The organism is Pseudoalteromonas sp. NBT06-2 (genome assembly GCF_002276045.1).
Taxonomy (GTDB): domain Bacteria; phylum Pseudomonadota; class Gammaproteobacteria; order Enterobacterales; family Alteromonadaceae; genus Pseudoalteromonas.
In genome coordinates, this window is record NZ_NQMR01000045.1 from 1 (window position 1) to 24,257 (window position 24,257).

20 protein-coding genes and 2 pseudogenes are annotated in these 24,257 nt (G+C 33.6%); 13 read left to right on the forward strand and 9 right to left on the reverse strand.

Annotation, left to right across the window (positions count from 1 at the left end):
- Positions 1–82: 82 nt before the first annotated feature.
- From CJF42_RS11025 to CJF42_RS11035, 4 genes are all read right to left on the reverse strand, one after another.
- Entirely contained in the window at positions 83–1,366 is a 1,284-nt protein-coding gene (locus tag CJF42_RS11025) for a Glu/Leu/Phe/Val family dehydrogenase (RefSeq protein WP_095366737.1), read from the reverse strand.
- A 111-nt stretch (positions 1,367–1,477) separates the two neighbouring features.
- Positions 1,478–2,899: a hypothetical protein gene (locus CJF42_RS11030; protein WP_095366738.1), complete on the reverse strand. Its 1,422-nt coding sequence runs from the start codon at positions 2,897–2,899 to the stop codon at positions 1,478–1,480.
- Positions 2,900–2,907: 8 nt separating this feature from the next.
- The gene (locus tag CJF42_RS27440; RefSeq protein ID WP_170940577.1) at positions 2,908–3,054 is read right to left on the reverse strand and encodes a hypothetical protein; all 147 of its coding nucleotides are present in this window, start codon (positions 3,052–3,054) and stop codon (positions 2,908–2,910) included.
- Positions 3,055–3,106: 52 nt separating this feature from the next.
- Positions 3,107–3,916 carry a hypothetical protein gene (locus tag CJF42_RS11035; RefSeq protein WP_095366739.1) on the reverse strand — a complete coding sequence of 270 codons (810 nt, stop codon included), beginning with the start codon at positions 3,914–3,916 and terminating at the stop codon, positions 3,107–3,109.
- 140 nt (positions 3,917–4,056) lie between these two features.
- Between CJF42_RS11035 and CJF42_RS26770 the strand changes: the two genes are divergently transcribed.
- Both CJF42_RS26770 and CJF42_RS11045 read left to right on the forward strand, forming a co-directional pair.
- On the forward strand, positions 4,057–4,320 hold the full coding sequence (locus CJF42_RS26770) for a hypothetical protein (protein WP_141235540.1): 264 nt from the start codon (positions 4,057–4,059) through the stop codon (positions 4,318–4,320).
- A 1,054-nt stretch (positions 4,321–5,374) separates the two neighbouring features.
- Positions 5,375–5,749: a hypothetical protein gene (locus CJF42_RS11045; protein WP_095366741.1), complete on the forward strand. Its 375-nt coding sequence runs from the start codon at positions 5,375–5,377 to the stop codon at positions 5,747–5,749.
- 12 nt (positions 5,750–5,761) lie between these two features.
- On the opposite strand, the gene CJF42_RS11050 is transcribed toward CJF42_RS11045, so the two are convergent.
- Positions 5,762–7,795: a methyl-accepting chemotaxis protein gene (locus CJF42_RS11050; protein ID WP_095366742.1), complete on the reverse strand. Its 2,034-nt coding sequence runs from the start codon at positions 7,793–7,795 to the stop codon at positions 5,762–5,764.
- 244 nt (positions 7,796–8,039) lie between these two features.
- Here CJF42_RS11050 and CJF42_RS11055 point away from each other — a divergent pair, with 244 nt between their 5' ends.
- The 5 genes from CJF42_RS11055 (at position 8,040) to CJF42_RS11075 (ending at position 12,018) form a co-directional block, all read left to right on the forward strand.
- A complete protein-coding gene (locus tag CJF42_RS11055) occupies positions 8,040–9,050 on the forward strand; it encodes a phospholipase C/P1 nuclease family protein (RefSeq protein WP_095366743.1) in 1,011 nt (336 codons plus the stop codon).
- On the forward strand, positions 9,051–10,211 hold the full coding sequence (locus CJF42_RS11060) for a peptidylprolyl isomerase (protein WP_095366744.1): 1,161 nt from the start codon (positions 9,051–9,053) through the stop codon (positions 10,209–10,211).
- Positions 10,190–10,738 (forward strand): hypothetical protein, encoded by a 549-nt coding sequence (locus tag CJF42_RS11065; RefSeq protein ID WP_095366745.1) that lies wholly within the window; start codon positions 10,190–10,192, stop codon positions 10,736–10,738. The genes CJF42_RS11060 and CJF42_RS11065 overlap by 22 nt, the downstream gene beginning before the upstream one ends.
- 279 nt (positions 10,739–11,017) lie before the next feature.
- A complete protein-coding gene (gene hspQ, locus CJF42_RS11070; RefSeq protein WP_095366746.1) occupies positions 11,018–11,329 on the forward strand; it encodes a heat shock protein HspQ in 312 nt (103 codons plus the stop codon).
- Positions 11,330–11,505: 176 nt separating this feature from the next.
- Entirely contained in the window at positions 11,506–12,018 is a 513-nt protein-coding gene (locus CJF42_RS11075; protein WP_095366747.1) for a YehS family protein, read from the forward strand.
- On the opposite strand, the gene CJF42_RS27445 is transcribed toward CJF42_RS11075, so the two are convergent.
- The gene (locus CJF42_RS27445; RefSeq protein WP_170940578.1) at positions 11,956–12,120 is read right to left on the reverse strand and encodes a hypothetical protein; all 165 of its coding nucleotides are present in this window, start codon (positions 12,118–12,120) and stop codon (positions 11,956–11,958) included. The genes CJF42_RS11075 and CJF42_RS27445 overlap by 63 nt on opposite strands.
- A gap of 549 nt (positions 12,121–12,669) precedes the next feature.
- Between CJF42_RS27445 and CJF42_RS11080 the strand changes: the two genes are divergently transcribed.
- Positions 12,670–16,080, forward strand: a complete 3,411-nt coding sequence (locus CJF42_RS11080) for a PKD domain-containing protein (protein ID WP_170940579.1) — start codon at positions 12,670–12,672, stop codon at positions 16,078–16,080.
- A gap of 217 nt (positions 16,081–16,297) precedes the next feature.
- On the opposite strand, the gene CJF42_RS29290 is transcribed toward CJF42_RS11080, so the two are convergent.
- The 3 genes and pseudogenes from CJF42_RS29290 to CJF42_RS11090 all read right to left on the reverse strand — a co-directional run.
- The gene (locus CJF42_RS29290; RefSeq protein WP_353651681.1) at positions 16,298–16,387 is read right to left on the reverse strand and encodes a hypothetical protein; all 90 of its coding nucleotides are present in this window, start codon (positions 16,385–16,387) and stop codon (positions 16,298–16,300) included.
- A pseudogene (locus tag CJF42_RS29295) lies at positions 16,383–16,577 on the reverse strand (transposase); the annotation flags it as partial. The pseudogene CJF42_RS29295 and the gene CJF42_RS29290, both read right to left, overlap by 5 nt.
- A 34-nt stretch (positions 16,578–16,611) precedes the next feature.
- Positions 16,612–16,809: pseudogene (locus CJF42_RS11090) on the reverse strand (alternative ribosome rescue aminoacyl-tRNA hydrolase ArfB); the annotation flags it as partial.
- Between the two features lie 148 nt (positions 16,810–16,957).
- On the opposite strand from CJF42_RS11090, the gene CJF42_RS11095 reads away from it, so the two are divergent.
- From CJF42_RS11095 to arfB, 5 genes are all read left to right on the forward strand, one after another.
- On the forward strand, positions 16,958–19,321 hold the full coding sequence (locus tag CJF42_RS11095; protein ID WP_095366748.1) for a hypothetical protein: 2,364 nt from the start codon (positions 16,958–16,960) through the stop codon (positions 19,319–19,321).
- 29 nt (positions 19,322–19,350) lie between these two features.
- Positions 19,351–21,708 carry an integrase gene (locus tag CJF42_RS11100; protein WP_095366749.1) on the forward strand — a complete coding sequence of 786 codons (2,358 nt, stop codon included), beginning with the start codon at positions 19,351–19,353 and terminating at the stop codon, positions 21,706–21,708.
- 8 nt (positions 21,709–21,716) lie between these two features.
- A complete protein-coding gene (locus CJF42_RS11105) occupies positions 21,717–22,238 on the forward strand; it encodes a hypothetical protein (RefSeq protein ID WP_095366750.1) in 522 nt (173 codons plus the stop codon).
- Positions 22,239–23,630, forward strand: coding sequence for a tyrosine-type recombinase/integrase (locus CJF42_RS11110; protein ID WP_095366751.1), 1,392 nt, complete (start codon positions 22,239–22,241; stop codon positions 23,628–23,630).
- Between the two features lie 212 nt (positions 23,631–23,842).
- Positions 23,843–24,256: an alternative ribosome rescue aminoacyl-tRNA hydrolase ArfB gene (gene arfB, locus CJF42_RS11115; protein ID WP_054201514.1), complete on the forward strand. Its 414-nt coding sequence runs from the start codon at positions 23,843–23,845 to the stop codon at positions 24,254–24,256.
- The last annotated feature ends 1 nt before the right edge of the window (position 24,257 follow it).

Below are 24,257 nucleotides of genomic sequence, written 5' to 3' on the forward strand. Positions count from 1 at the left end.
ATGTAATATTTGAGTCGATTATACAGCCCATTTTAGTTTGGTTAAATGGGCTTTAATCATAAGTTTTGTCATATATCATTCATTAACGGGAGAAATACTGTTGTGTACCATGTGCATGAACGGCGTTATCGAAACGTCTCATAGCAAGTGTATAAGCTGCTTCTCTCATACTTATTTTCTCATTTGTTGAAATTTGCCAAATCTCGTCAAAAGCTTGGTTCATGATTTTTTCTAATTTATTATGCACCTCTTCTAATGGCCAATAATAACCATTTTTATTTTGCACCCATTCGAAATAACTTACAGTTACACCACCTGCATTTGCTAATACATCGGGTATTACTGTAATACCTTTTTGTTTAATAATATGATCAACTTCCCCAATAATAGGGCCATTCGCAACTTCAACAATATTTTTAGCGCGTATTTCTTGCACATTTTTTGATGTAATAACGCCATCTAACGCAGCGGGAATTAATATATCAACATCGAGTTTAAGTAACTGTTCATTGGTAATAACATCATGATCAACTAGTTCACATACTGAATGTTTACAATAAAGCGCGGTAATTCGGTTAGTCTCTTGTTTTCCTTTATAAATACTGTCTACATCAAAACCCTTGTTAGAATAAATACCACCTTGAGAATCACTAATTGCCACAATCTTGTAACCGTCATCATGTAATAATCTTGATACATGATAACCGCCATTGCCAAAACCTTGCACTGCAACAGTAATATCTTTTGGATTCCATTCATTTTTAGATTCGAGTTGTTTAATGCACAAATAAGCGCCTCTACCTGTTGCATCATCTCGGCCTAAACTGCCTCCTAAACTAATTGGTTTTCCGGTAATAACGCCAGGTGCTTTTACACGTTTTATTGTTTCGTATTCATCCATCATCCAGCCCATAATTCTGGCATTGGTATATACATCCGGTGCAGGAATATCAGTATCAGGTCCTATAAAGTCAGCCATAGCACGTACATAAGCACGAGAAAGCCTTTCTACTTCCATTGCTGAAAGTTGTTTTGCATCAACTGTAATTCCGCCTTTACCACCACCATAGGGCAAGCCAACAATGGCACATTTGAGAGTCATCCATAAAGCAAGCGCTTCTACTTCTTGTCTATTTACATCTGGATGATATCTGATCCCCCCCTTTGAAGGCCCTAGTAAATTATTATAACGGCAACGATAACCAGTAAAATATTGTGTTGAACCATCATCCATTCTGACAGGTAAGCTAGCTGTTAATGTTGCATGTGGATGCATTAGCGCATTAATAACATCTAAACTAACATTTGCTTGTGAACCAATTCTTTTTACACGCTCAATAGCATCTTTAAAAATATGATCAGACATAGGTATTCCTTTGAATAATAATTCTATAAATTTCATTATTTGACTTAAAGAGTAGACTATGTGGCTTAAAATTGGATAAATCGGAGATACTTATAAGTATCTCTGATTTAATTATTGAAAAGAATAACTTGATGAATTGAGCAAAGCTGATAATTGAGACTTTAATATAGGGTGTTTAGTTCTAGATAATTTATCTGTGATAATCTCTTTCTGATTTTGGGTTAGCATATGGTTACTAGCTTGAAAGCTTTGTGTGAGGGCTGAGATTTCTTTTGGGTTTATACTATTAATTGCAAATTCTATCAGTCGACTATGATATTGCGGTTCTTTCGCGAGTATTTTTAGTACTGCAATATTTATTTCAAAATTATTATGTCCAAGAAGATGTGATATTTTATTGTTTAAGGTAGTAATTCCAGAGTTTTTGATTGCGAGTAGAGAAATAGCTGTGTTGTTAGAATTTTCTAATTCATCAGTTAAAAATTGATTTATCTGAAGACTTAAATTAGAAGCTACTTTTGACAGAGTCCCTAAGTTAAGTAGCGCTGTTTTCGATAGTTTATGCTGTTTATCATCTGAGATATTTTTTAAACTGGTAAAAGTGTAATCAGTCGCATTTTTAAAACGCCCTAAAGATAATATTACCCTTTGTTGATTTTGTATATCTAAATCAGGGTGTTCTAATAAAGTAATTAAACTTGTTTCAGCTGCGATTGTATTTGCTTTTTGAATAGCGTAGATAATGACCGATGGATATGAGTTTTGATTTAAAAATAATAACAGTTGTTCTGTATTGTAGTTTTCACTGAGATATATACCAATAGCTTTTGCTAACTCCTCATTTTGCATATTATCTTTTAGCTGTAATATTGAGTTAAGTAAATTACTTTCATTTAAAATATTGATTGGTTTTTTTGTAATTAAGCTAACAGCAGGTAGATCCAAGTTTGCATTATCCTTAAAATGATTAGTATTAAAATCGGGCTTATAGTCCAATGATTTTACGATGATATCTTGTAATAGCTCTAAGTTATTTGAATCACTTTGATAAATATTTAGTGTTAATTTCCAATTTTCATTTTCATCAATTAGTTTTAAATTTAAATCTGCGTTTAAATGTTGTCTATTGATTGCATCTCTTGTTATTAGATTTTTTTGTTTTTCATATATATAGTCAGTTGAATGGGTTGCACTACTAATTGTTAATGGTTTTTTAAACTGATAAGACATTTGATGTAGTAAAACTGTTATGGCATTAGCTGGGTGACTTGTATCTAACTCTAATAAATTTATAGTGTGATATACATTTTTTATGTGCTTGGATGTAAATGGGATCGGGCTATTTAATTGAATGATATTAGTTTTATTATCAACAGAATTAACTATTTCTCCTTCTATAATCTGCCCATATAACTTTTCACTATTATTCAGATATTTAATCGCAAGCTTGCCAGAAAATACCGATTTATTACTTACTTTGCCATCAATCTTTAGTGAGGTTTTGATTATATAGTCAAATGCAATAACATCCATTTCTTTTGTTATGATGTTATTGATTGATGTTCTGCAGTATTTTCAATATTAACAACAGTTACTGGCACACTTGTAGTTGTATCTAAAGCAAAACAAAGGAGAATTACAGTTACTATAATTAACATGATTATTTTAAATTCAATCATAAATTTCATTGTCTTTTCCTTAAGTAATAGTGAATAAAACCTTCACTATTACTTTTTTGTGTTAAAGGTTTTCCCAAGTTGGGCTTGCGTATTCAAAGAAGGTACGTTCATATGTATAAATAGGATCCCACTTCATTAAATTGGCACTCAAATACAATAATCCCCATAATTTTTTACAATAAGCATCTAGTTTACCGTCCCCTCCGGATAATTTCTCTGTCACTTTTAGTTCTAAAAAGCCTTGTTCTTTTATATTACCCTCATCTTCAATACGACGAATTCCGGCTTCCATATATCCTTTAGCTTTTACTTTTACGATATTAAATTTCCCTTTAACGCCAGCTTCTGCTACACCATGTCCAAATGTTGTATAGGCTGTTCCTGATATTTGTCCGCCAACGTAAGGTTCAATTGATGCATAAATATAATCTGGATTTCTAACTTCATTAGGTGTAAATGGCTGTTCATTATTATGACCTCCTATCACACCACCAGCGGTAAACTCAGCACCGACTTCAACTCCAACACCAAACTTAACGCCTATTTGAAATAATCCAAGAGGGTCTAGTGGGACAACAACCTTAGGTTTTATTACATCAGGGATAAGATCAAAATAATGACTTATAGGGTATGTAATGGATGCATCTAACAATTCGTCGCAATTAGGCTTAAAAACGCTGACAGTATCTTCTCCTACTTCTAAGTTGAAGGATAAGCCTTGAGTGCAGTCAGTTTTGGCAGGGTTAAACTCAAAAGAAATAGATCCAACACCAATTTTCATTGTGCGATCATGAATTTTAAGCCAATTTCCTGCACTATATTCTCCGGATATACCACCTGAACTTGTATTGTCTGTATATACCCAAACCACCTCAAGATGCAGGATTCAGTTGGAATTAGAAATGCTTTAGGCTAGGCATTGATTGAAGAATATGGTTATTCCCTTTTCAAAATCAATAACGCTGCATAAAGTATTTATAAACCAACCTTACAGGGACTTCTGAGCAAATCATGCTCGTTGTTGCCTGCATGGATGTAGGTACTAGAGCAATGCAGGAGCATATTGCCGGTCCATCTTTTTTTAAGGGAGTAACCATTAATGCAAAGATGCGCCTAGATCATGAATTGCTCAGCAGTCCTGAACCTCACATCTTGAAGTGGCTTGGGTATATACCCATGCTTTTTGGTTTCGATGTTGTAGCATATTATCAATTGCAGAGTTTTTTACTGCATATCGTGTATCTTGCTCTACTGTTCCTGGGTTTGAATAAATAGATGCAAAAGTGACACTTGATTGAAGCATTGCTAAACCCGCAAATAAAATATTTATATTCACATTAAACTCCTAAATAGATAAATTATAGTACCCATAAAAGGCATTTATTGGATGTTAAAGTAGTCGTGTTACATTTTGATTTCACCAATTATAAATCTAAGATAAACTCTCAGAACTGCCTTGATATTAATTATTTGGAGGTTGCATTAAGGCATAAAAAAGATTTTAAGGGGTTTTTTAGTAGCGTATCAATCGTCACTGATATTAACAATGTAGCAGTAGGGTGGTTATTGATAATAAATATACAAAGATAAAATCAAGGATTTATAAAATATATAAATACGAGATGAGCCATTGTCTCTAATTTAAATTTCAGTAAAAAAGAATGTTATTAAACAAAAGAATAAGATTGCTAAAGTATAAAATAAACCCGAGAAATATTTTGCTTGTGTATCTTCATTTTGAAAATTTGACATTAATATCATTCCGGATGTATTACCTAAATAATGGATCGAATTTTACGTGATTGTACCACTCCTGTAAATGGTAACTACTCTCATTTAAGTTAATTGAATGTTATCATTTTCTTAAGATTTTGAATGAAATCGTATGTAGTCATATTTTTACTGGTATGCTTTTATAATCACTAGGTAAATAGTATAAATATGTGTATGCCCAAGGATTAATAAATTCTTTTAAAGGTAAAAAATGAAATTTTAAAATGAATTAGATGCTTGCTTATATACGGGTTTAAATTGAGGTGCTACCTCTGGCCTTTGATGTTTTTGCACCTTCATGAATTAACAATTGATAGTGAACAACAATTAGTCTTCAATGTGTGTGCAAGAGAGGAGCAGTATTATCATTAATTGTATGGGTAACATATATCATAAATTATATTCCTAAAAGTGCTGTAGAATGTCGGGTTTAATTGACTTTGAATATATAAATTTGCTTTTATCAATACTAAAAATGAATGACAAAAAATCGGCTCAAAACCTGTGTGAATTAAATCAAAAGTGGTAGTGGTTAAAACAGGATCAAAGTACGTATATGCTTGCAGTGTGTGTCAATCATATAAGTGGTGATGCGGAATCGACTTTTAAACTGATCTATCGTGGCAACTGTGAATTTTCTAACCTTTCTCACAGTGCACGTAGATTATATGCCGCTTTATTACAAAAAGTGGCATTTAATTATATTTATCAAAATAAACAACAATCTAATATGTATAATAAACTTGGTAGACGACATTTTATTGATAAGCAATATAAACTGGCTTCAAAAATGTTTTATTTAGCTATATCTCTTAATCCTAGTAATAAAAATTATAAGATTAATATTCGAGAGGCAATGCAACTTGGAAATATGAAAGATTATTTAGGCATAAAAATGAACCTTAATTTACTATTTCATTTTATTGTATAAAATAACTTCTGATTAAAGTTTAAATCTTGCAACAGAACTGGTAAGTGATTGAGCTAGTTCATTCAACTCCCTACTTCGATCTGACATATTAGCTGCTTCTTTTGCGTTACTGTTAGCTGCAGTTGATGCTTCGCTCATCGTTGATTCGATGTTTTGACTAAAAGTTAATTGTTCTTGTGCTGCATTGGTAATGCTTTTACTCATTTTATCTATCGTTTGTAGTGCTTGTTCAATCTGCTCAATTGCTCTGCCGAGCTCTTGGCTTTGTGAAACACATTCAGAGGCTTGGTTTTGACCTTGAAAAATTGCTTTTTCAGCGGTTTGAGTTTCGCTTTGTAATGCATTGATCATTGTTTGTATTTCAGTAGTTGAATCTTGTGTACGAGAAGCAAGAGATCTTACTTCATCTGCAACTACCGCAAATCCTCTACCATGATCGCCAGCTCTTGCGGCTTCAATAGCCGCATTTAATGCTAATAAATTTGTTTGATCAGCAATACTACCAATCGTATCTAGAATTCCACCAATATTATTACTGTGATCACTTAAACGAGACATGACATCTACTGACTCACTTAATCCTGTTGATAAAGATAAAATGCGTTTATTGTTAGAATCGGCAATATCTCTAATTTCGTGACTATACCTTGTTGCTTCTGAAACATGTTCGGCCGTTAAGGAGGCTTCATCAGAAACTAAAGATGAACTGGAATACATTTGTTCAGCTAATTGTTTTGCATTATCGACGCGATTTATTTGCTCATTTGTAGCAGATGTAATATTTTGACTTTGTTGGTTTGTAGAAAGGGCTGATTCATCAAGTAAATGTGCATTTTTACTGATACCATTAAGTAAAATAGTTAATTCATTACTAAGCTTATTGATATTTGAAATTAAAGTACCAAACTCGTCATTACTGCGTTTATTAATTCTATGGCTAAAATCTCCCTGAGCTATCCGGTCAAGTGCTTTGTTAACTGAGGCTAATGGCACAAGCATCGCTTTAGTCGTAATTGATGCGATAAAACTAGCGAGCAGAACAAAAATAATAGCCATAGCTATCGCTAAGGTTTCCCCTGTATTGATTTTGTCTTTGGCTGTATTTTGTAAAGCTTGAAATTTTTGATCCGCCAAGTTAACTAATAGTGAGAGTTTTTTATAGGTTTCATTAAAGCCTTGCTCAGCAGCTATATAGGCTTTTTGAGCTTGTAAGTTTGAATATATTGACTGTGTTTGCAATACGTACAATTGACCTGGTTTGCTTAATAATATATTTAAATCAAATAAGTTTGTTGTAAATTCATTTAATAGGCGGGTATCTTTTAATGGTTTTGCTTGTTGTTTCAAATAGTTAAAGTTATTTTGAATGTTACTCAGTAAAAAACTGACATCTTCTTTATGTTGCCCAATAGTATCAAGTTTATCGACTCTTTTTAGTGCTTGCATCGTATTTTTCAAAGTAAACAATAAGTCATCTACTCGTGTTCCACTCCCTATTACAACATCAAGTAAATTTAGTTGTTTAGGTGCTTCAATGGTTTCTAAATCAAGCATATTATCACTGGCTTTGTTCCGACTCACTTCAAATTTGTCGTAATGGCTAGCATAGTTTATTTTTGCCTTCGCAATATTTATTTTTGCGTTAAAAATGGTATTACTTTGCTTCAAAAATTTTTGATAGTGGCTTTGTGTTTGTTTTAATGTATCCAGCATTTTTGGTTGCTTAGAGAGTTTTTTTTCTAATATAACAACAGCTGATAAATATTCATTATTGAATTGTGAAAAACTATTGAGACTCTTATTGAGTAATGAAATATCATTTTGAGTAAAACCCAAAGCACTTATTTTCATCATATTTAGTAATTTAATTTGAAGTGCATTACTTTGTTTTTGTACTGGTACAGCAATCGTTTCGACATTCCTGTTTGCTATGCTGATTGAGTTAAGTGAGTAGTAAAAAAAGCTGCTTCCTGCTATTAATAAAATTCCTATCGTACTAAACCCTAAAATGATTTTTTGTTTTATGGTTGCTTGCAGGTGTGACATTAATACCTCTAATTAGAGTAAACCCTCTATTTATAATGATTTTAATCACATTTTATTAACATGTATAGTATTTAAGCTCCTATCATAGAATTTTAGCAGAATATTCGTTGAATACTTCTTAATTATTTGTTTATTTTTTCATAAAAAAGGCTTGTCGTGTAATCATTTTGTAAGGTAATTGTCATATTATTGTCATTACTCTAGGTTTTAATGTTGTTCCTAATATAATACTTGGATAATAAAAATGAAAACAATTATAGCAAGTACATTGTTGCTGACATTCTCCGTTACTTCACACGCTTTTAGTCAAGAAACACATAAAAAAATTGTGATTGATGCTGTTAAATATATGAAGCAAAATCCGCAGACAACTCAATATAACAAATTAGAAGAATGGGCAAATACTTTAAATACAACTCCTGAGGCATTAGGTAATTTGATGGGTCAAGCTGCATATGACGTTGATGACTTTGAAGATACGTTTTTATGTGGTGCAATAACAGGATCTTGTGTTCAAGCTCCTATATGGGGAGCAGCTGAAAATATTGTTAAATATACAAGTTATTGGCATTTTCAAAATCATAGTCAAGGTCACGATGCACATGGTAATGATTTTGGTGGTTATAACTATGAAAAGTTAACCGTTTGGGGGGCCATAGATACAATGGCCGCTACATGGTTAAAAGGGGATTACTTAGATGATGGACAAGGTGGTGAAACTGGTTGGTTCAATGCTGATAAAACGAAATATAATAGCTACGGTGTCACTGAGGCGAATTATAGAATAGATAGTCAATCAAATTATGAAATGTATGATGACTTCGAAGAGGCGCCATTTCAACCGATTGATAATTTAGGTCAATATTGGTACCAATCTTTTATTTCTTCTAAAAACCCACAAATTCTTGGGTTCGTATTTCATACAACAGACTTACTCCAACCTCACCATACATGGACAACTTCCGATTTAAATCATAGTGGTTGGGAAGCATGGGTAAAAGATTATTATGATCAAGAAAACTTAAACAATTTTGGCTTAGTTAGAAATGCGATAGATAATTTTACACCGCTCAATAAAAATGATCTTGATGTAAGGCCGCTTTTGACACAAGGAGGTGCATTTTCTTATGCGCAAGGTGGCATAGTGCTTAATTCAACAAATCATTTTGATCGTGTGAGTACTGCCCAACAAGTCATTCCATCAGCTATTGCTATGGTAGTTCATATTTTAAACCATGCAATGGAACAATTATAAATGAAGTTTTATTTACTAATGGTAGGCATTTTTTGTCTACCACTTTGCGCTATGACACATTTTTCAAATGAAGAAATTGTATTAATGCAAAATATCTATCACGGTAACAATTCTGACTTATCAAAAAAAGAAGTGGTTAGAAGATTAATTGAAGATCAATATTTATTAGCTCAAGCTAAAATACTTCAACCTAAATTACTTAAAAGGCAGTCAAAAGTAGGTTTTGATACTAACTATCATAAACGTCGTTACTTATTAACTTTATTTAAACCATTTTTAAACAGTAAATTTGTTGTTAAACAAGTGGATTCAATATCAAAAAAAAAATTGCAAGAAATTTTAGGTACATATCCAATTAATGGCAGGTTGAGTAAAAACCAAAAGATCAAACTAAAATCTATAAAACTAATAAGTAATAAATTAATAAACTTAACACTTTTTGAGATATACCAATCATTGTCGATGCAAAATAGATTTAAATTGCATCAAGGAGATGAAAGTATATTACTTCAAGAGGTTAATTTTAGGTATGCATTTAGACAAATAAGTGAATACATAAAACCTATATTAACACATAAAAATATAAGCTTTAGAGCGCTTGAAAATATCGCATTAGCAGAAATTCTACGTTCACCAATGCAGAATTACTTTGGTATTAACCAAACGATGCATTCAGAGTCTATCATGTTAGTTCATTATGAAAAGATGATTACTGAACAGCAAATATCTGATTTTTATAAAGATAATATAAAAAACTTTAAATACTTATCTCATGTAAAATCAAAAGCTGTGTATTTTGACACTCATGATAAAGCACAAAAATTTTATATTAGTGTAAATAATGCGGGCTGGAATAAGACCGTAAAAAATGCGGCTCTGAATGATATTTTTAGAAAGTATCATAATAGGTTAAGCAGAAAGCTTAATTCAAACAACTGGGCTATTCAAACAGCGTTTAATTATCCGGAAAATAAAATCTCTCCACCAATTCGTTCGCCAAAAGGACATTGGTTAGTATTAAGTAACGGTAATAAAATTTACGAGTTATATGAACTAAATACAACAACAGTGAAGTATCAAGCTAAAAAACACATAGCAAAATTACTAGCAAAAAAAAATTATTATTCAGGTTTCAATAAATGGCTAAAATCACAAAACTAAAGTGCATAAATATTTTAGCATTGATATTACTTGGAATGCTCATTATATTAATTTTTATTTATATTCATGTTGATAAGGTTAATGAAGTTGTAGTTACACCAAGTAAGATTCATGATAAAAAAATAAATGTCATAGTTCAGAAAGAAATGGGTTATCGAATTAATGTTGTTAACAATACGATTTCTGGAAAAAACGTGAGTGAAGAAATTAAGTCAGATCGGAAAATAAACTATAAATTGAAAGTTTATATTCCAATCATTAATCATTCCATCAAAGGAATTGAATACCAAGGTGATTTAAATGATTTTGATCAATATAAAATGTTTGAAGTACATAAAGACAAAGCTTTAAAACAAAGTTTTATCGAAGCAAGTAACAATAAAGTTAAATTTTTAGAGCATTTTTTAGCCCAAGAAAAAGTAAAAGGGATCTCAGAAGAACAAATGGCATTTGCAAAAGAGAAAATACAATATTTAAAAACCCTAAACAAAAAATTGGTAAAAGAAATAACTTTAAATCAATATTAAACTTTATAGATATATACCCAAGCTACTTAGAAATGCATGATTTCAGCGGGAGTTTAAATGGTCAAATACAAGACATTTATTGCAGGTAATGGTATTCCCTTATCAACATAAATAACGCAGTAGTTGACCATTTAAAACCCGCCCGTAGGGAATTTATCAGGTGGCTTGGGTATAATCTCATAAAATTTAATTAGCCATATCACTATGAAAGAGTTCTGTTAGAACTATAGTTAATGAATATTCACATTCGAAAGTCTAAATTAACTATAAGGCTAAATGATGATTGAATCTAAATTTTATATAGGCCAAATCATAAATCATATACGCTTTAATTATCGAGGCGTGATTGTTGAAATTGATCCTATATTTAGCAATTCAAATCAATGGTATGAACAAATGGCAGTGACACAGCCGCCAAAAAATAAACCTTGGTATAACGTACTGGTCGATCAATCATCTGATATTACCTATGTCGCACAAAGAAACTTGATATCAAGTGAAAATATGTCGCAAATAGAACATCCATTATTAGGTCGTTATTTCAATAAATACGATGGCAAGAGATATTTCATTAAGGCTAAATTGAGTTAATTGATATTAATTAGCATGCGTAATAATGAGGTGTTTTATGATCTAAACAATCTTAGCCGGCTTATACAATTTAATCTTCTAAGTTAATAAAATAATGTGTTTGTGTTCAAACCTGTTAAAATTGTCTAATTCTATTTAGGCAGGTTAGTTACTTAAACACTATTCGGAACACATAAATGACAAATAACGATTTACTATTTAAGATCCACACTATCTTTAATCATACAACTCTTGAAATGCTTGAGATATTTGCGCTTGCGGAGCAAATAGTTACCGAAGCACAATTAAATGCTTGGATTTTAAAATCAGATGAAGCAGGTTCACAACCTTGTGATGATAAAAGTTTAGAAACATTTTTAAATGGTTACATTGTTCATAAACGTGGACCAAGTGATAAAGGCATTCCAGCATTATCAATAAAGCTTAATAACAACATTATTTTTACCAAATTAAAGATTGCGCTTAATTTAAAAGCAGAAGATTTAATTGCACACTTTGAAATTGCTGGTTTAGAGTTAAGTAAACACGAAATCAGTGCTTTTTTTAGAAAACCCGCTAACAAACATTACAAAAAGTGTACCTCTCAAACATTAGCGTGTTTTATGAAAGGTGTCACCTTAAAAAACTCAACTATACCCAAGCCACTTCAAGATGTGAGGTTCAGGACTGCTGAGCAATTCATGATCTAGGCGCATCTTTGCATTAATGGTTACTCCCTTAAAAAAAGATGGACCGGCAATATGCTCCTGCATTGCTCTAGTACCTACATCCATGCAGGCAACAACGAGCATGATTTGCTCAGAAGTCCCTGTAAGGTTGGTTTATAAATACTTTATGCAGCGTTATTGATTTTGAAAAGGGAATAACCATGTTCTTCAATCAATGCCTAGCCTAAAGTATTTCTACTTCCAACTGAATCCTGCATCTTGAAGTGGTTTGGGTATAAATAGTCATCACTCTTTTTTAGTTTTTACTCCAAATTTAAGGCGGCCATTAAAACTGCCTTCAATCTATAATTGCTATAACCCTCCTAAAGTAACTCTTATACAACTTGATCTAGATTAAAAATTTTATTGATTAATACTCAACAATCGAAATTTAGATCAATTTCTTGTGTTTGTATTAGGTTTAATTGTGAATTAAAGGTTGCAAGTATATTAAATATTGTATACATTATTTTGTATTGTACCATTTATCATTACTTAATTTTAACTCAGTCGAAAGGCTTAATGGAGTTTACATAGTTGAATTTCACATATTGGTATTTGGTCTATGTCTGCTTTAAATAGCTGATATGAGTGTAAAATTTATAAAAAATAAACTATTACTAAGGGAAATCAATGTTTTATACAAATAATGCATCTAGGTTATTGTCAGCTATATTCGCATTAACCAGTGTTTCTGCAATGGCTGGTTCAAGTCAATTAAGCGTTAATACACTTAAAAATCAATTAGATTCAACTCAACAAACAAAAATCCAGCAAGGCACTGTATGTGGTACCGATACAAACTTGCAAGACTGGAACAAAATTCAAAAAATTAACAAATTCCAACTGAAAGATAAATCAAGTATTGCTAATGCCGTTTTAAAAAAATTATCAAATAATAGTGTTGATATTCAAGCTGCTGAAGGCAACGGAATCGCTGGTCGTTATTACATACCTGTTGTATTTCATGTTTATGGCAATGAATTCAATTGTACTGATGAAAGTGCAATGTGTTTAACCGAAGCTAAAATCCTAGATGCACTTAACAGAACTAATGAAGATTTTCTTGGTACAAATACATTAGATGGACCAATCTCAGCACAATTCCAAGCAATACGTGACAACTTAAACGTTGAATTTGTTTTAGCAAAAAAAGACCCAACTGGTAAAGCGACTAATGGTATTGTTCGTCATGGTGCTAAATCTGGTTATGGTGATGGTTCTAAATTTGATAGTGAGATCTCAGCTGATGCATGGGATAACTTCAAGTATATGAATATTTATATTCAGCAAGATTTATACAATGATGGTACAACTAATAGCTCAGGGGTTGCATGGTATCCTGAACTTAATATGTCACAAGCAAGTCTTTCCCGTGTGGTATATAACGGTAATTTTTTAGGTGAAAATTCAAATGAAAATTTCCGCTCGGTATTTACTCATGAATTTGGTCATTGGCTAAATTTACCTCATACTTTTGATGGTGATGTATGTTCTATACATCAAGAAGCATTTTGTGCTGCAACAGGCGATAATAACTGTGATACGCCTCAAATGAGTAGCAGTATTTTACAAAATAACACACTAAATTGCTTAGGGCAGCCGACTAATACAGAAAATTTTATGCATTATTCTGATAATTATGCCATGTATACAGCTGGGCAAGTTAAGAGAATGACAGCTGCATTGCATGGTCCTGCCCGTGCAACTTTATGGTCAAATGAAAACTTAATCGCAACAGGTCTATCTGACTTAACAAGTACAGCAGAGCATTACTGGGATGGCTCAGGCATAGACATAGCACCTACTGGTACTGTGATAAGTGAACATACAAATTTATCTGCAATGATAGGTAGTATTGATAATCATGTAGTTAATATTCCAATTGGTACAGAAGCTGTGGCATTTTACTTAGATGGATATACTGAAGATCCTGACTTATATGTTTCTAAAGGTACTGCACCTACAAAAAATGGTGATACCTGGATTGCTGATTTTATATCATTCAAATCAAAAGGTGTACCTGAGTTAGTTACTGTGTCTGCACCTTCTTCAACGTTAGAATACAATACGACTATTGATGCATTTAGTGCTTATTCACATGCACGATTACAAGTTTTAGCAGTTGATGATGAAACATTATGTAATGGTTGTGAGCGTGTATTTTTAGCTGAAGAAACAAGTCTAAGTGCAACAAAAGGTGATGCAGTTAAAATATTTAAGTATCAAGTACCTTCTGATGCAACACGTACAGTTGCTGTTATTTCAGGCGGTTACACTGGTGATCCTGATATGTATGTAAGCATGAATAGCGTTCCAGATACCACTACTTTTGACTGTGGCCCGTTTAGTGCGCCTAGATTGAGTGAGTTTTGTGAATTAAATGCTGGCGGTGGTGAATTAAATATAATAATCGAACCGTTTTTAGATTACGCCAATGCTACGTTTAGAGTTTATTATGAACGAGCACTGGGATCTGATTTACCTTTGGCTGAAGCTAATGGTGCATATACTGCATTATTAGGACAAAAAGTATTATTTAGCAGCGCAGGCACTGTTGATACAAATGGCACAATAAATAGTTATTTGTGGGATTTCGGTGATGGAAATACAAGCAATATCGCAAACCCTGAGCATATATACACTACTACAGGAACATATACCGCAACACTCACAGTGACTGATAATGATAATAACACAGCTTCAGATACTGCAAATGTCGTTATTCAAGCATCAAACGAAGCGCCTATAGTAAAAGTTAATGGTCCATATTCATCGATTTCAGGTCAAGAAATTATTATGAATAGTATAGGCTCTGTTGATTCAGATGGTTCAATTGTGACTTATTTTTGGAATTTTGGTGATGGTAATACAAGCTCTCAAGAAAATCCAAAACATACATACTCAATTGCAGGTGATTATACTGTTACATTAAGTGTAACGGATAATGGTGGTTTAACTTCTACAGCAACGACAAATGCAACTGTAACAGATCTTTCATATTGTTCGGCATCAGGTAGTACAGGTTATGAATGGATAGCAAATGTTTCATCATCGGGTGTGTCGCATGCAAGTACGCAAGAAGGTTATGCTGATAACACCTCTGTCATTATACCTATGATGATTGGAAGTAATGCAATTGAGTTAACAGCTGGTGGCAGTTATACAGAGCATTGGGCTGCATGGGTTGATTTAAATAACGATGGTACTTTTGATAATAATGAAAAGTTATTATCTGGTTTATCTGGTAGTAATCAAGTAACTGGAAGCATTATAATTCCAAATTATATGGCCGGAAAATCTGCTCGTATGCGTATTGCTATGAAATATGGTAGTGAAGCGATAAACCCTTGTGACAACTTAGGTGATGGTGAAGTAGAAGATTATACTGTTACAGTAAGTACAGCTACAAACCAAGATCCAGTAGCAAATGCTAATGGATCTTATGCAGCAACAGAGGGGGATATGGTGAACTTTATCGGCTCAGGTTCAACTGATGTTGATGGTACGATTACAATTTATGCATGGAACTTTGGTGATACAAGTTCACCAAGTAATACAAGTGCTGATATCAATCCTACACATACGTATGCAAGTGCAGGAAGTTATACTGTTACTTTAACGGTAACTGATAATCAAGGTGCTACACATACAGATACAGCACAAGTTGTTATTTCACCTACAATGCCAACAACAACTTTAGTTGATGCATGTGCAACACAAAATGCAGTTACAAGTGGTAGGTTAGAAAATGGCGTTGCTGCTTGTTTAGGTAATACTTCAACTATGTGGTTTAGTATTCCTGAAGTAAATAACCACCAAACAATTGCAATTACTACTGGCCATGGACAAGGAAATATAGATATTTTATACAAAAATGGCGGCTGGCCTAGTATTAATAGTAATGATGGCGCTGCATCAGGCTCGACTACAACGTGTATTGAAGTTGCAGCAGGTACCAACTATTGGTCTTACTTAAAATTATCAGGCGGTGCTTCTGGCACAACGATTATTGTTGATATGGACGCTCAAGGATGTCGTTAAAATTTATAAAATAAATTAAAAATTATTTGAAATATGGATCACCTAGGTTATCCATATTTTATTATATTGATACAGAGGTTATCTATAGAGCAAAAGAATTTACAACTGACTTGCGTGAACTTCTTTTTTATCTAATTCAACCAATTGGGTTCTGCACATATTTATGAATAGTATCTTCTGTTGCATTTTCAATTGTTTCGACAAAATAACTTTGAATTCAAAGTTTCCCACCCCAGAAATAACGTCTTTTTATATCTGGATATAATTTGAAAAACTCTCTTGCTGAAATACTTTTTATCATCTGCATGATCTGACTTGGTGATATTTTTTGGTTCACTTCTTACGACCATATGAATATGGTCTTCTGGTATTTCTAATTCAACTATACCTATGTCGTAATTGTAAGCAATTTTTTGAATTATAACTTTCATCGCTTCACGATAAGGCTCAAAAAAAATTTTACGTCGATACTTAGGTATCCACCAAGGTATGCGCATGAGTGTTTTTTAAACGCTCATGCGCATACCCTACTTAGAACTTCACTTTGCCCCTTAAAGTTTTTGTTGAACCTTTTTTTGTCTTACTATCCATTCTCCTGCGTTGAGAATTTCTTGTTGGTTTAGTCGCTCTTCTTGCTTTTTGAACAACCATTGCTGATAGGATCAATTCTTTCAATCGCTCAAGGGCATCAGCTTTATTTTGATCTTGCGTTCTATATGATTGCGCTTTCCCAGAATTTAAAAAACAGTCAATCATACATATTTACCAATACAAACAAAAACTTAAAGATAAATATAAATCAATATTTACATTGACAATCGTCAGTCGTCTACTATGTTGTATTTAGTTACTTATTAAATGAGGTCTACAATTAAAAATGCAAGTTAAGCAACTTAGTTTCTTTCCAAGGCTTCAAGGTGTCTTGGCTACAGGGTACAAGAAGGAAGTAAAAGATCTTCTTTCATCAGCAGCAAAAGCTAAGGGGAGCGAAATTGCTCCATGCTTAAATGTATATTATTGCTTTGTAGATATCAGCGTTAGAACATCTGGTACTCCATATAGTGCATTAGATATTAGAAATAATGAAATAACACTAAATACCCACCTTTCAGCACTTATTGGCTTTATTTATAAAGAGGTTGAAGCCTCCTTAGGTGCTCGATACAAGTATGCTCATTATTTTAAAAAAGTATTTGCTGAATTCGCTGGTCGTTACGGTATGCACATAACCAACATTAAAATATCAGACACTAGGCTTGTTGATGATACAAATAGTTGCATTACATTATACCAATCCATAACTACCAACACTCAGCTTATTGAGTATTATTCGGGCTGGATGTGTAAAGATAAATTAGGAAATTCACATATGCTGCACCTAGCTACATGGTGCGATACATATGGGGCTGAATTCACTTCTTTAATACATACAGTAATATCAAACTTTACTATAACTCATAAAACAACAAGGATCTCAAGCATACTATCTAAGCTGTTAGCTTTACTAAATGAATTTACTTTGCATTGCAAAACTAAAGAAGCCTTAGGACGCTCGCTAGAATGTGAAAACTCTCCAATATTCATGGAAGAAGTTCTAAATTCAATGCTGTTTAAATCAATGATAAAAAATCATGATCCTAAAAATTTCATAAAAAATTGGACTAAGACTATTCAGCTATTTAATAAATGCTTCATTGAAACGAGCTTTTTTGAAGAGCCGTTAAAGCCCTTTCTAATGCCTGAGTTTAAAGAGCCGAAAACAAGCTCTCATTCGATTTCAATAGGTGGTGATTTGAAAGAAGAGGAGAAGGACCGTTGGCTTACTGGTATTCCCTTAGAAATCAAAGATGAAACTGCATTAGAAGTGATTCAACAACGCTTAAACCTCGATCTTGAACACATACGCACTTTAACTAAAAGAATGTTTGAAGGCATTCAATCACGACAGAAACGCAATAAAAAATTTGTTGAAAGTGGTGAAATAAAGCCTCTCCCAAGTAACACAGGTAAAAGGGATAAAATACCAACCGGTATTGATCATTTAAAAAACACTGTAGCTACATTTCATCATCATGGTTTCGCTGTTGGCAGTCGAACATCAACTTTTTTAGGTTTCGATGGTCAAGGAGACGCATTAATAGAAGAACTTAACTTACCTACAACTAAGAGCTTAAATATTATCGCCTCACTTTTAATATTAGAGCACCCCAAAATTACACCAAGCTGGCTTCAAGAATGGGAGTTATACGATAGAAATGGAAATCAGGTTGGGTTAAAGCAAACTGGTAAACAATGGATAGCCGTAAGCTTTAAAAATCGGAAAGGGGCAACAACTGCTCAACAAGAAGTGATCTTGACCGATTACACTAAAACAATCATCGACGTATTAATTGAACACACTAGCTTTGCAAGGGATGCACTTAAAAGCAATGGAGGTAGTGACTGGCGTTATATGATGTTAACCGCCACTTTACAAGGTGCTAGCCTACCTAAAAATTTAGGTCAACAACTAGCTGCTCATGGCCCGTACCAAAAAGCACTTGCTGTAGAGTCTTATGATAATAATCAGCAGGCACTACTGAACCAGGAGAGTGCTACGAATTTAGCGAAAGTAGTCACGCCTCGAAGTATTCGTAGAGCTAGAGGCTTGCAAATTTACTTGAAAACACAATCTCTTAAGGCGGTTGCTGAGGCATTAGGTCATAAAGAAATACGCCTGGAATTGTTAGAGGTTTACTTGCCTAAACCACTCATGGAGTATTTTAACAAGCGATGGGTTCGTCAATTCCAAAATGCCATCATTTTTGAAGCGCTAAAAGATTCTCCTTATTTATTTGATGCGCTAGATTTTGATGAAAGCGCACTTGATGAATTTCTTAAAAATCATCGTCTAGGTGATTTGCCTGATAATCTTCAACGCATCAGTGCGAATGAAAAAGAAAACAAAGAATATATCAACAATCTAGATGAATTAGTTTTCACATTGAGTACACCTTTATTACAAGTACTACTGGCTATTCAAAGCGTTATCGATACTGCAAAAAATGATGAGGTATTTATACCTATTATCAATAAATGGTATCAATCCGCAGTATTTATTTTAAACCATTTCCAATTAAGTCAGAAAGGTGAGAAATATAGAAGACCACCAGAAGAAGCAATTCCATTATACGAATCAGCACTAAATAACCCTCTGAATCTTAATGTATTTAAGGAGAATATCTTATTTCACTCAAATTAATTGAAAGCATCTTAGATGAATCTAAATCTTTGTCAGCTCTTACTGAAGATGAGCTTTGGTCTTTACATCAAGCATCTATTAATAATGGAGATTTTCGAGTATTAAAGCTCGCAACAAACAATGTAACAGGGATCTACGATTATGAAGAACAAAAGCCATACTGGCTATTGAGTGAGTTTCCATCAAACACTTGGCATATTGAGATCAAAGATAATAGTAAAACATTTACAAGAACTATTGATTGGAGTGCAGTGTCTTTCGCAGATAATTCTCTGTTAACTGATCAAAAACACATACCGCTTCTTAACGCATTTAAGTACTGGATCACTGCGACAGATAACCCTAGAGAGAATGGAGGTAAATTCAAAAAAGGAGTATCAGTTAACTTTAGCATTCAATTAATTACAGCACTTATTAATGCAATATTGATTCATGGTGAAAGTATCCAGCTTGCAAAGTTACACTTTTCAGCTTTATCAGAGGACTTTCTAATGTCTCTAATGGTCAGGCTTGGATCATTAGGTACATTAAATGGACTCTATGATTATAACAATAAAGTTCGGGAAACTTTGCTAAAACACATATCGATTATTAGTGACAATGAAGCTGAAGAGTTTAAAGAGAAATACCCTTTTTGTGCTCGAACATTACTTCCTGAAGAAATGCCCCTTGGACTATCTGTTACACAGAGGGTAAAAGCATGCTGTTGGCTAAATAGTATAGGTTACTACCAAGGTGAAGTTAAAAGTAAAAAAAGCAAGACTGGAATATCGATACGAAATCACCACCAAGGAAATTCCGCTATTCTTCATAACTTCATCTATGACGGTCAAATTATTCCTGTTAATAATAAAGGTATTTCAACTTTTGAAGAATTAAAACTTAACGAAAAAGTAGAAGATAAAGAATTTAAAAGTATCCCATGTACAGAAGATATAACTGGGGAGATGAGTGAAACATTAATTGAAAACTATATAAGTGCGCTTAAGTTATTAAACACAGTTAATGGGAGAGATGATACCAGCCAGTATTTCCCAACCATAATGACATCAATAACATGCTCTCGAATTAGAGAGCATGTCAAACTGAAAAAGAAAGGTCGATTTAAAACACTACCACCTCAATTAGTTTTTAATTTAATTAAAAACTGTTATGAATTTATTCAAGAATATCAAGAGTCCATTTTCAGCTCCGTGCAGTCTGTTCTTGCAGAAGGTCTAACCAAAAGTACCGGCAAAAACTCGAATAAAGATTTTTTTCAACACAAGAGTCCAAAACATGACCCTAATATCCCTTCCACTGAACGAGGGGCATGGACTAATACAGGGGCTTTACTTTTAATTTGTGACAAACTACAAAACTTAGGTGTTGATCGGTTATCAATACCTGGCACAGAAGAAGATGTGTTTGAAAAAAGACGTAATAATAAAAGTCTTTTCGATCTTTATAATGTACTCATTGGCTCAATTCAAACCCTAACTGGCGTGATAATGGCAAAGCGCATTGATGAATTAATAACGCTTAAACCTCATCATAACTTGTCTCCTAACATTGACCCAACAAGTGAAAAGGGTAAGAAAACAGAATATGAATTAGTAGCCAGTTTAAAGAAATCTGGTAGCGGCGGTGAGCATGGAAAAAATTCATCTATTGCACGACCAATTCCTCGCTCATTCGCTCTAATAATTTGGAAACTAGAACAATTTAATCAAGGTCTGATAAAAGCAAACTTAACAAAATCGAGTTTATCTTTGTTTAACAACATTGACCCCGTAAAGTTGAAAATAGGACAAGTTAATGTTCGTTCATATAATTCACATTTGAATGCTGTTTGTGATTACTTTGAGCTACCGGTTGTCATTTTCGGAAACGATGAGCATCGCAGATATTACGTTCGTCAACATCAACTTAGGCGATTCTTTGCAATGGTCTTTTTTTGGTCAAAGGGCTTTGATGGACTTGATACTCTTAGGTGGATGCTTGGCCACACTGATCTAGAGCATCTGTATCGCTACATAACTGAAAGTGAAACAGGCGCTGTATTAAATGGTATTAAAGCATCGTATATCATTGATGCTATGGATAAAAACAAGCTTGATAATATGCAAGAGTTGGTTGAAAAACTAGCAGAACGTTATGGGGTGAATAACGCCAATATCTCACTCTCAACAATAACCGATGCAACCGATGATTATGAAGATACATCGGAGTACAAGACAATACCGCACATCGAAGAACTAAAGAAGCAAGAGAAGTTAGAATCACAAGTTCTCGAACTATTAGAAGACGGAATTATTTCTTTAGAGCCAGAATTTTTCACGATTGAACAAGATGGCCAAAAAGTCAATGACTTCTCATTAACACTTCAAATCAATGAAATAGGTTAGAGATAAGCATGGAAACGTTAGAAGTAAACCAAAAAAAGGTGCTCGAAACAAAGTCACTACTAATAGAAATAATTACAACACCTGAAAATTTCAAAGCCATTGATGAAATAAGTACAGCACTGCACTCACAGCAAGGGTTAGCTAAATTTAGTGATAGTGAAAGAGGCATCGCTCCTTGTTCACTAAATACACTTAAAAACGCCTCTGAGCTATTGCTAGATAGAGGCTTTGTTGAGCTAAATGAATTGCGAATTAATGCCAAGAATGCAATAGAAAAAGCAGTGGTAGGCAGCAAGGCCGATAAAGCAACAAAAGCAGGGTTGAGGAATCTAGTTGATGACCTAGAGTCTAAATTAAATACAATGAAAAAAAGTAATTTTTTATTAGAAACTATTATTACCGAATTACGCGGTGATCTAAAAAGAATGGCTTATTCAGATGACACGCCTGACCAAAAGGAATCACACTATCAATATCTCAACCGCCAAATTGAAGCAAAACTAAATTATGTACTCTACGGAGAGCTGTAAATGCCAATTTCCCTTTTGAAAGACTTTGAGCGTTGGGGCTTTTACTCTCCGCTCGATCGTGAACTAAAAATGGTAGATGCCAGCAACACTCCTTTCGTCACTTACGATAATGGTATGCCTTGTTTTGAGGCAAATATGTATATGAATCAACAGCTGGGGTTAACAAGGTCTCGACGTGTTAAAGGGGGAACTTTAAAAACTTACGCAAAGCATATTCATCACATAGTGCGCTTTTGCTACAGAAACAAATTACGTTTTAGTCAACTTACGGACTCTACTTTCACACTTTTTGTTCAAGGCCTACAGGGAGAACGCGATAAACTTGGTGAACTTGTTCGTAGCAACAACCACGTCATTCAAATAGCGCAAAGATGTCTGAACTTTCTTTGCTTTGTGCAAAGTTGCCATGACCTTAATAACTTTATTGGTAAAGGAACTGAGAACGCAATCCGAATCACCATAAAAATTCATCGAATATCAATCGAAGGCTCAAAGAAAAAAAAAGAAGTTGAGGTTACTAGTCATGCTTGCATACCAACCAAAGATGCTGTTAAAAACAGATTTCCAGTAAGTGAAGATGATGCACTTAAAGTATGGGATTTTATAAAAACTCAAGAAAACCGGGAGAAGCGACTTCGTGATATAGCACTGTATCAGTGCCTAGAGGAGCTTGGCGCTCGTGTGAGTGAGATCCACTTAATCACGTTAGAAGATATTGACAATGCGATTAAATCAGGAGTCAATCCGCATTTAACCATAACAACATTAAAACAAGAGGATGACTCTTCTCGAAGCATACCTGTAACCTCAGCGCTACTTACCGATATTAAGCAATACATTAACAAAGTTAGAAAAAAAATCATAAAGCGTACATTAGGAAAAAATAAGGACCATGGTTGTTTATTTGTTTCACTAACTACAGGAAGAGCACTTCAGAGTGCAACATTGACTAGGTACATGAACAAATGGAAAGATGAATTAGGTATTAAAGGTGAGTTACACCCTCACTTGTATAGGCACGCATTTATAACAAATAAACTTAAAGAAATTATTTTACAGCATAAAGACATTACTTCAGCTGATAAGTTTCGCGAACATTTACTGCATACAGAGCGTTTTAAGATACAATTACAGCAGTGGACAGGACATACACATATACATTCGCTTAATACCTATATAGACCTAGTCTTTGCAGACTTACATGGCTACAGCACCGCATATAATGCTGTTCAATTAAATGATTCAGTGAAAATTGTTAAACGACAAATTCAGCGAGTTAAGCAGCAACTAAAAGGTAAGGAAATAACAGTGACTGAAGGAATGCATCTAATTGAGGAAACACTATCTGCATTTGAAAAAGATATAGAACAATCATTAAATGAAAGGCACTAATCTAAACCCTCATTGACATTTTAAAATCATTCTTCACTTCTGAGAACACAGGCATCATAGCTAAAATACATTATGCAAGTCTCATAATTGATTAGCAAAGTACACCTCTTTAGTATGTTGAAAACTATTTTTTTGGTACTATGAGAAGATTAATTCTCGATGTTTAATAGGGGATTAAAATGATTTTTTAATTAAGAATAAATAGGCGCTGTATGCTCATAATTTCAAATACCGTAACAATTGCCGATTGGGAAGTTGAACTCAATGCAATTAGATCAGCAGGTAATGGTGGGCAAAATGTTAATAAAGTAGCTACTGCTATTCACCTTCGTTTTGACATTAATCGATCATCTCTACCCGCTATTTATAAAGAAAAGCTGCTGAAATTATCTGATAGCCGGATATCATCGGAAGGTATTATCATTATCAAATCACAGCAATTTAGAACACAGTTACTAAATAAAGAAGCTGCTCTGGAGCGTTTAAAAGAGCTCATTTTATCAGCCATGGTTGTGCAAAAAAGTCGGAGAGCTACAAAGCCAACGAAAAGCTCTCAACGCCGCCGAATGGATAGTAAAACCAAACGAGGAGCTTCTAAAGCGTTGAGAAAAAAGGTGGATTTTTAGT

Bases quoted from the DNA above. Each gene is read 5' to 3' on its own strand.
- CJF42_RS11025 (WP_095366737.1), bottom strand. From the start codon at position 1,366: ATGTCTGATCATATTTTTAAAGATGCTATTGAGCGTGTAAAAAGAATT.
- CJF42_RS11030 (WP_095366738.1), bottom strand. From the start codon at position 2,899: ATGGATGTTATTGCATTTGACTATATAATCAAAACCTCACTAAAGATT.
- CJF42_RS27440 (WP_170940577.1), bottom strand. From the start codon at position 3,054: ATGAAATTTATGATTGAATTTAAAATAATCATGTTAATTATAGTAACT.
- CJF42_RS26770 (WP_141235540.1), top strand. From the start codon at position 4,057: ATGCTCGTTGTTGCCTGCATGGATGTAGGTACTAGAGCAATGCAGGAG.
- CJF42_RS11045 (WP_095366741.1), top strand. From the start codon at position 5,375: ATGCTTGCAGTGTGTGTCAATCATATAAGTGGTGATGCGGAATCGACT.
- CJF42_RS11050 (WP_095366742.1), bottom strand. From the start codon at position 7,795: ATGTCACACCTGCAAGCAACCATAAAACAAAAAATCATTTTAGGGTTT.
- CJF42_RS11055 (WP_095366743.1), top strand. From the start codon at position 8,040: ATGAAAACAATTATAGCAAGTACATTGTTGCTGACATTCTCCGTTACT.
- CJF42_RS11060 (WP_095366744.1), top strand. From the start codon at position 9,051: ATGAAGTTTTATTTACTAATGGTAGGCATTTTTTGTCTACCACTTTGC.
- CJF42_RS11065 (WP_095366745.1), top strand. From the start codon at position 10,190: ATGGCTAAAATCACAAAACTAAAGTGCATAAATATTTTAGCATTGATA.
- hspQ (WP_095366746.1), top strand. From the start codon at position 11,018: ATGATTGAATCTAAATTTTATATAGGCCAAATCATAAATCATATACGC.
- CJF42_RS11075 (WP_095366747.1), top strand. From the start codon at position 11,506: ATGACAAATAACGATTTACTATTTAAGATCCACACTATCTTTAATCAT.
- CJF42_RS27445 (WP_170940578.1), bottom strand. From the start codon at position 12,120: ATGCTCGTTGTTGCCTGCATGGATGTAGGTACTAGAGCAATGCAGGAG.
- CJF42_RS11080 (WP_170940579.1), top strand. From the start codon at position 12,670: ATGTTTTATACAAATAATGCATCTAGGTTATTGTCAGCTATATTCGCA.
- CJF42_RS29290 (WP_353651681.1), bottom strand. From the start codon at position 16,387: ATGCAGATGATAAAAAGTATTTCAGCAAGAGAGTTTTTCAAATTATAT.
- CJF42_RS11095 (WP_095366748.1), top strand. From the start codon at position 16,958: ATGCAAGTTAAGCAACTTAGTTTCTTTCCAAGGCTTCAAGGTGTCTTG.
- CJF42_RS11105 (WP_095366750.1), top strand. From the start codon at position 21,717: ATGGAAACGTTAGAAGTAAACCAAAAAAAGGTGCTCGAAACAAAGTCA.
- CJF42_RS11110 (WP_095366751.1), top strand. From the start codon at position 22,239: ATGCCAATTTCCCTTTTGAAAGACTTTGAGCGTTGGGGCTTTTACTCT.
- arfB (WP_054201514.1), top strand. From the start codon at position 23,843: ATGCTCATAATTTCAAATACCGTAACAATTGCCGATTGGGAAGTTGAA.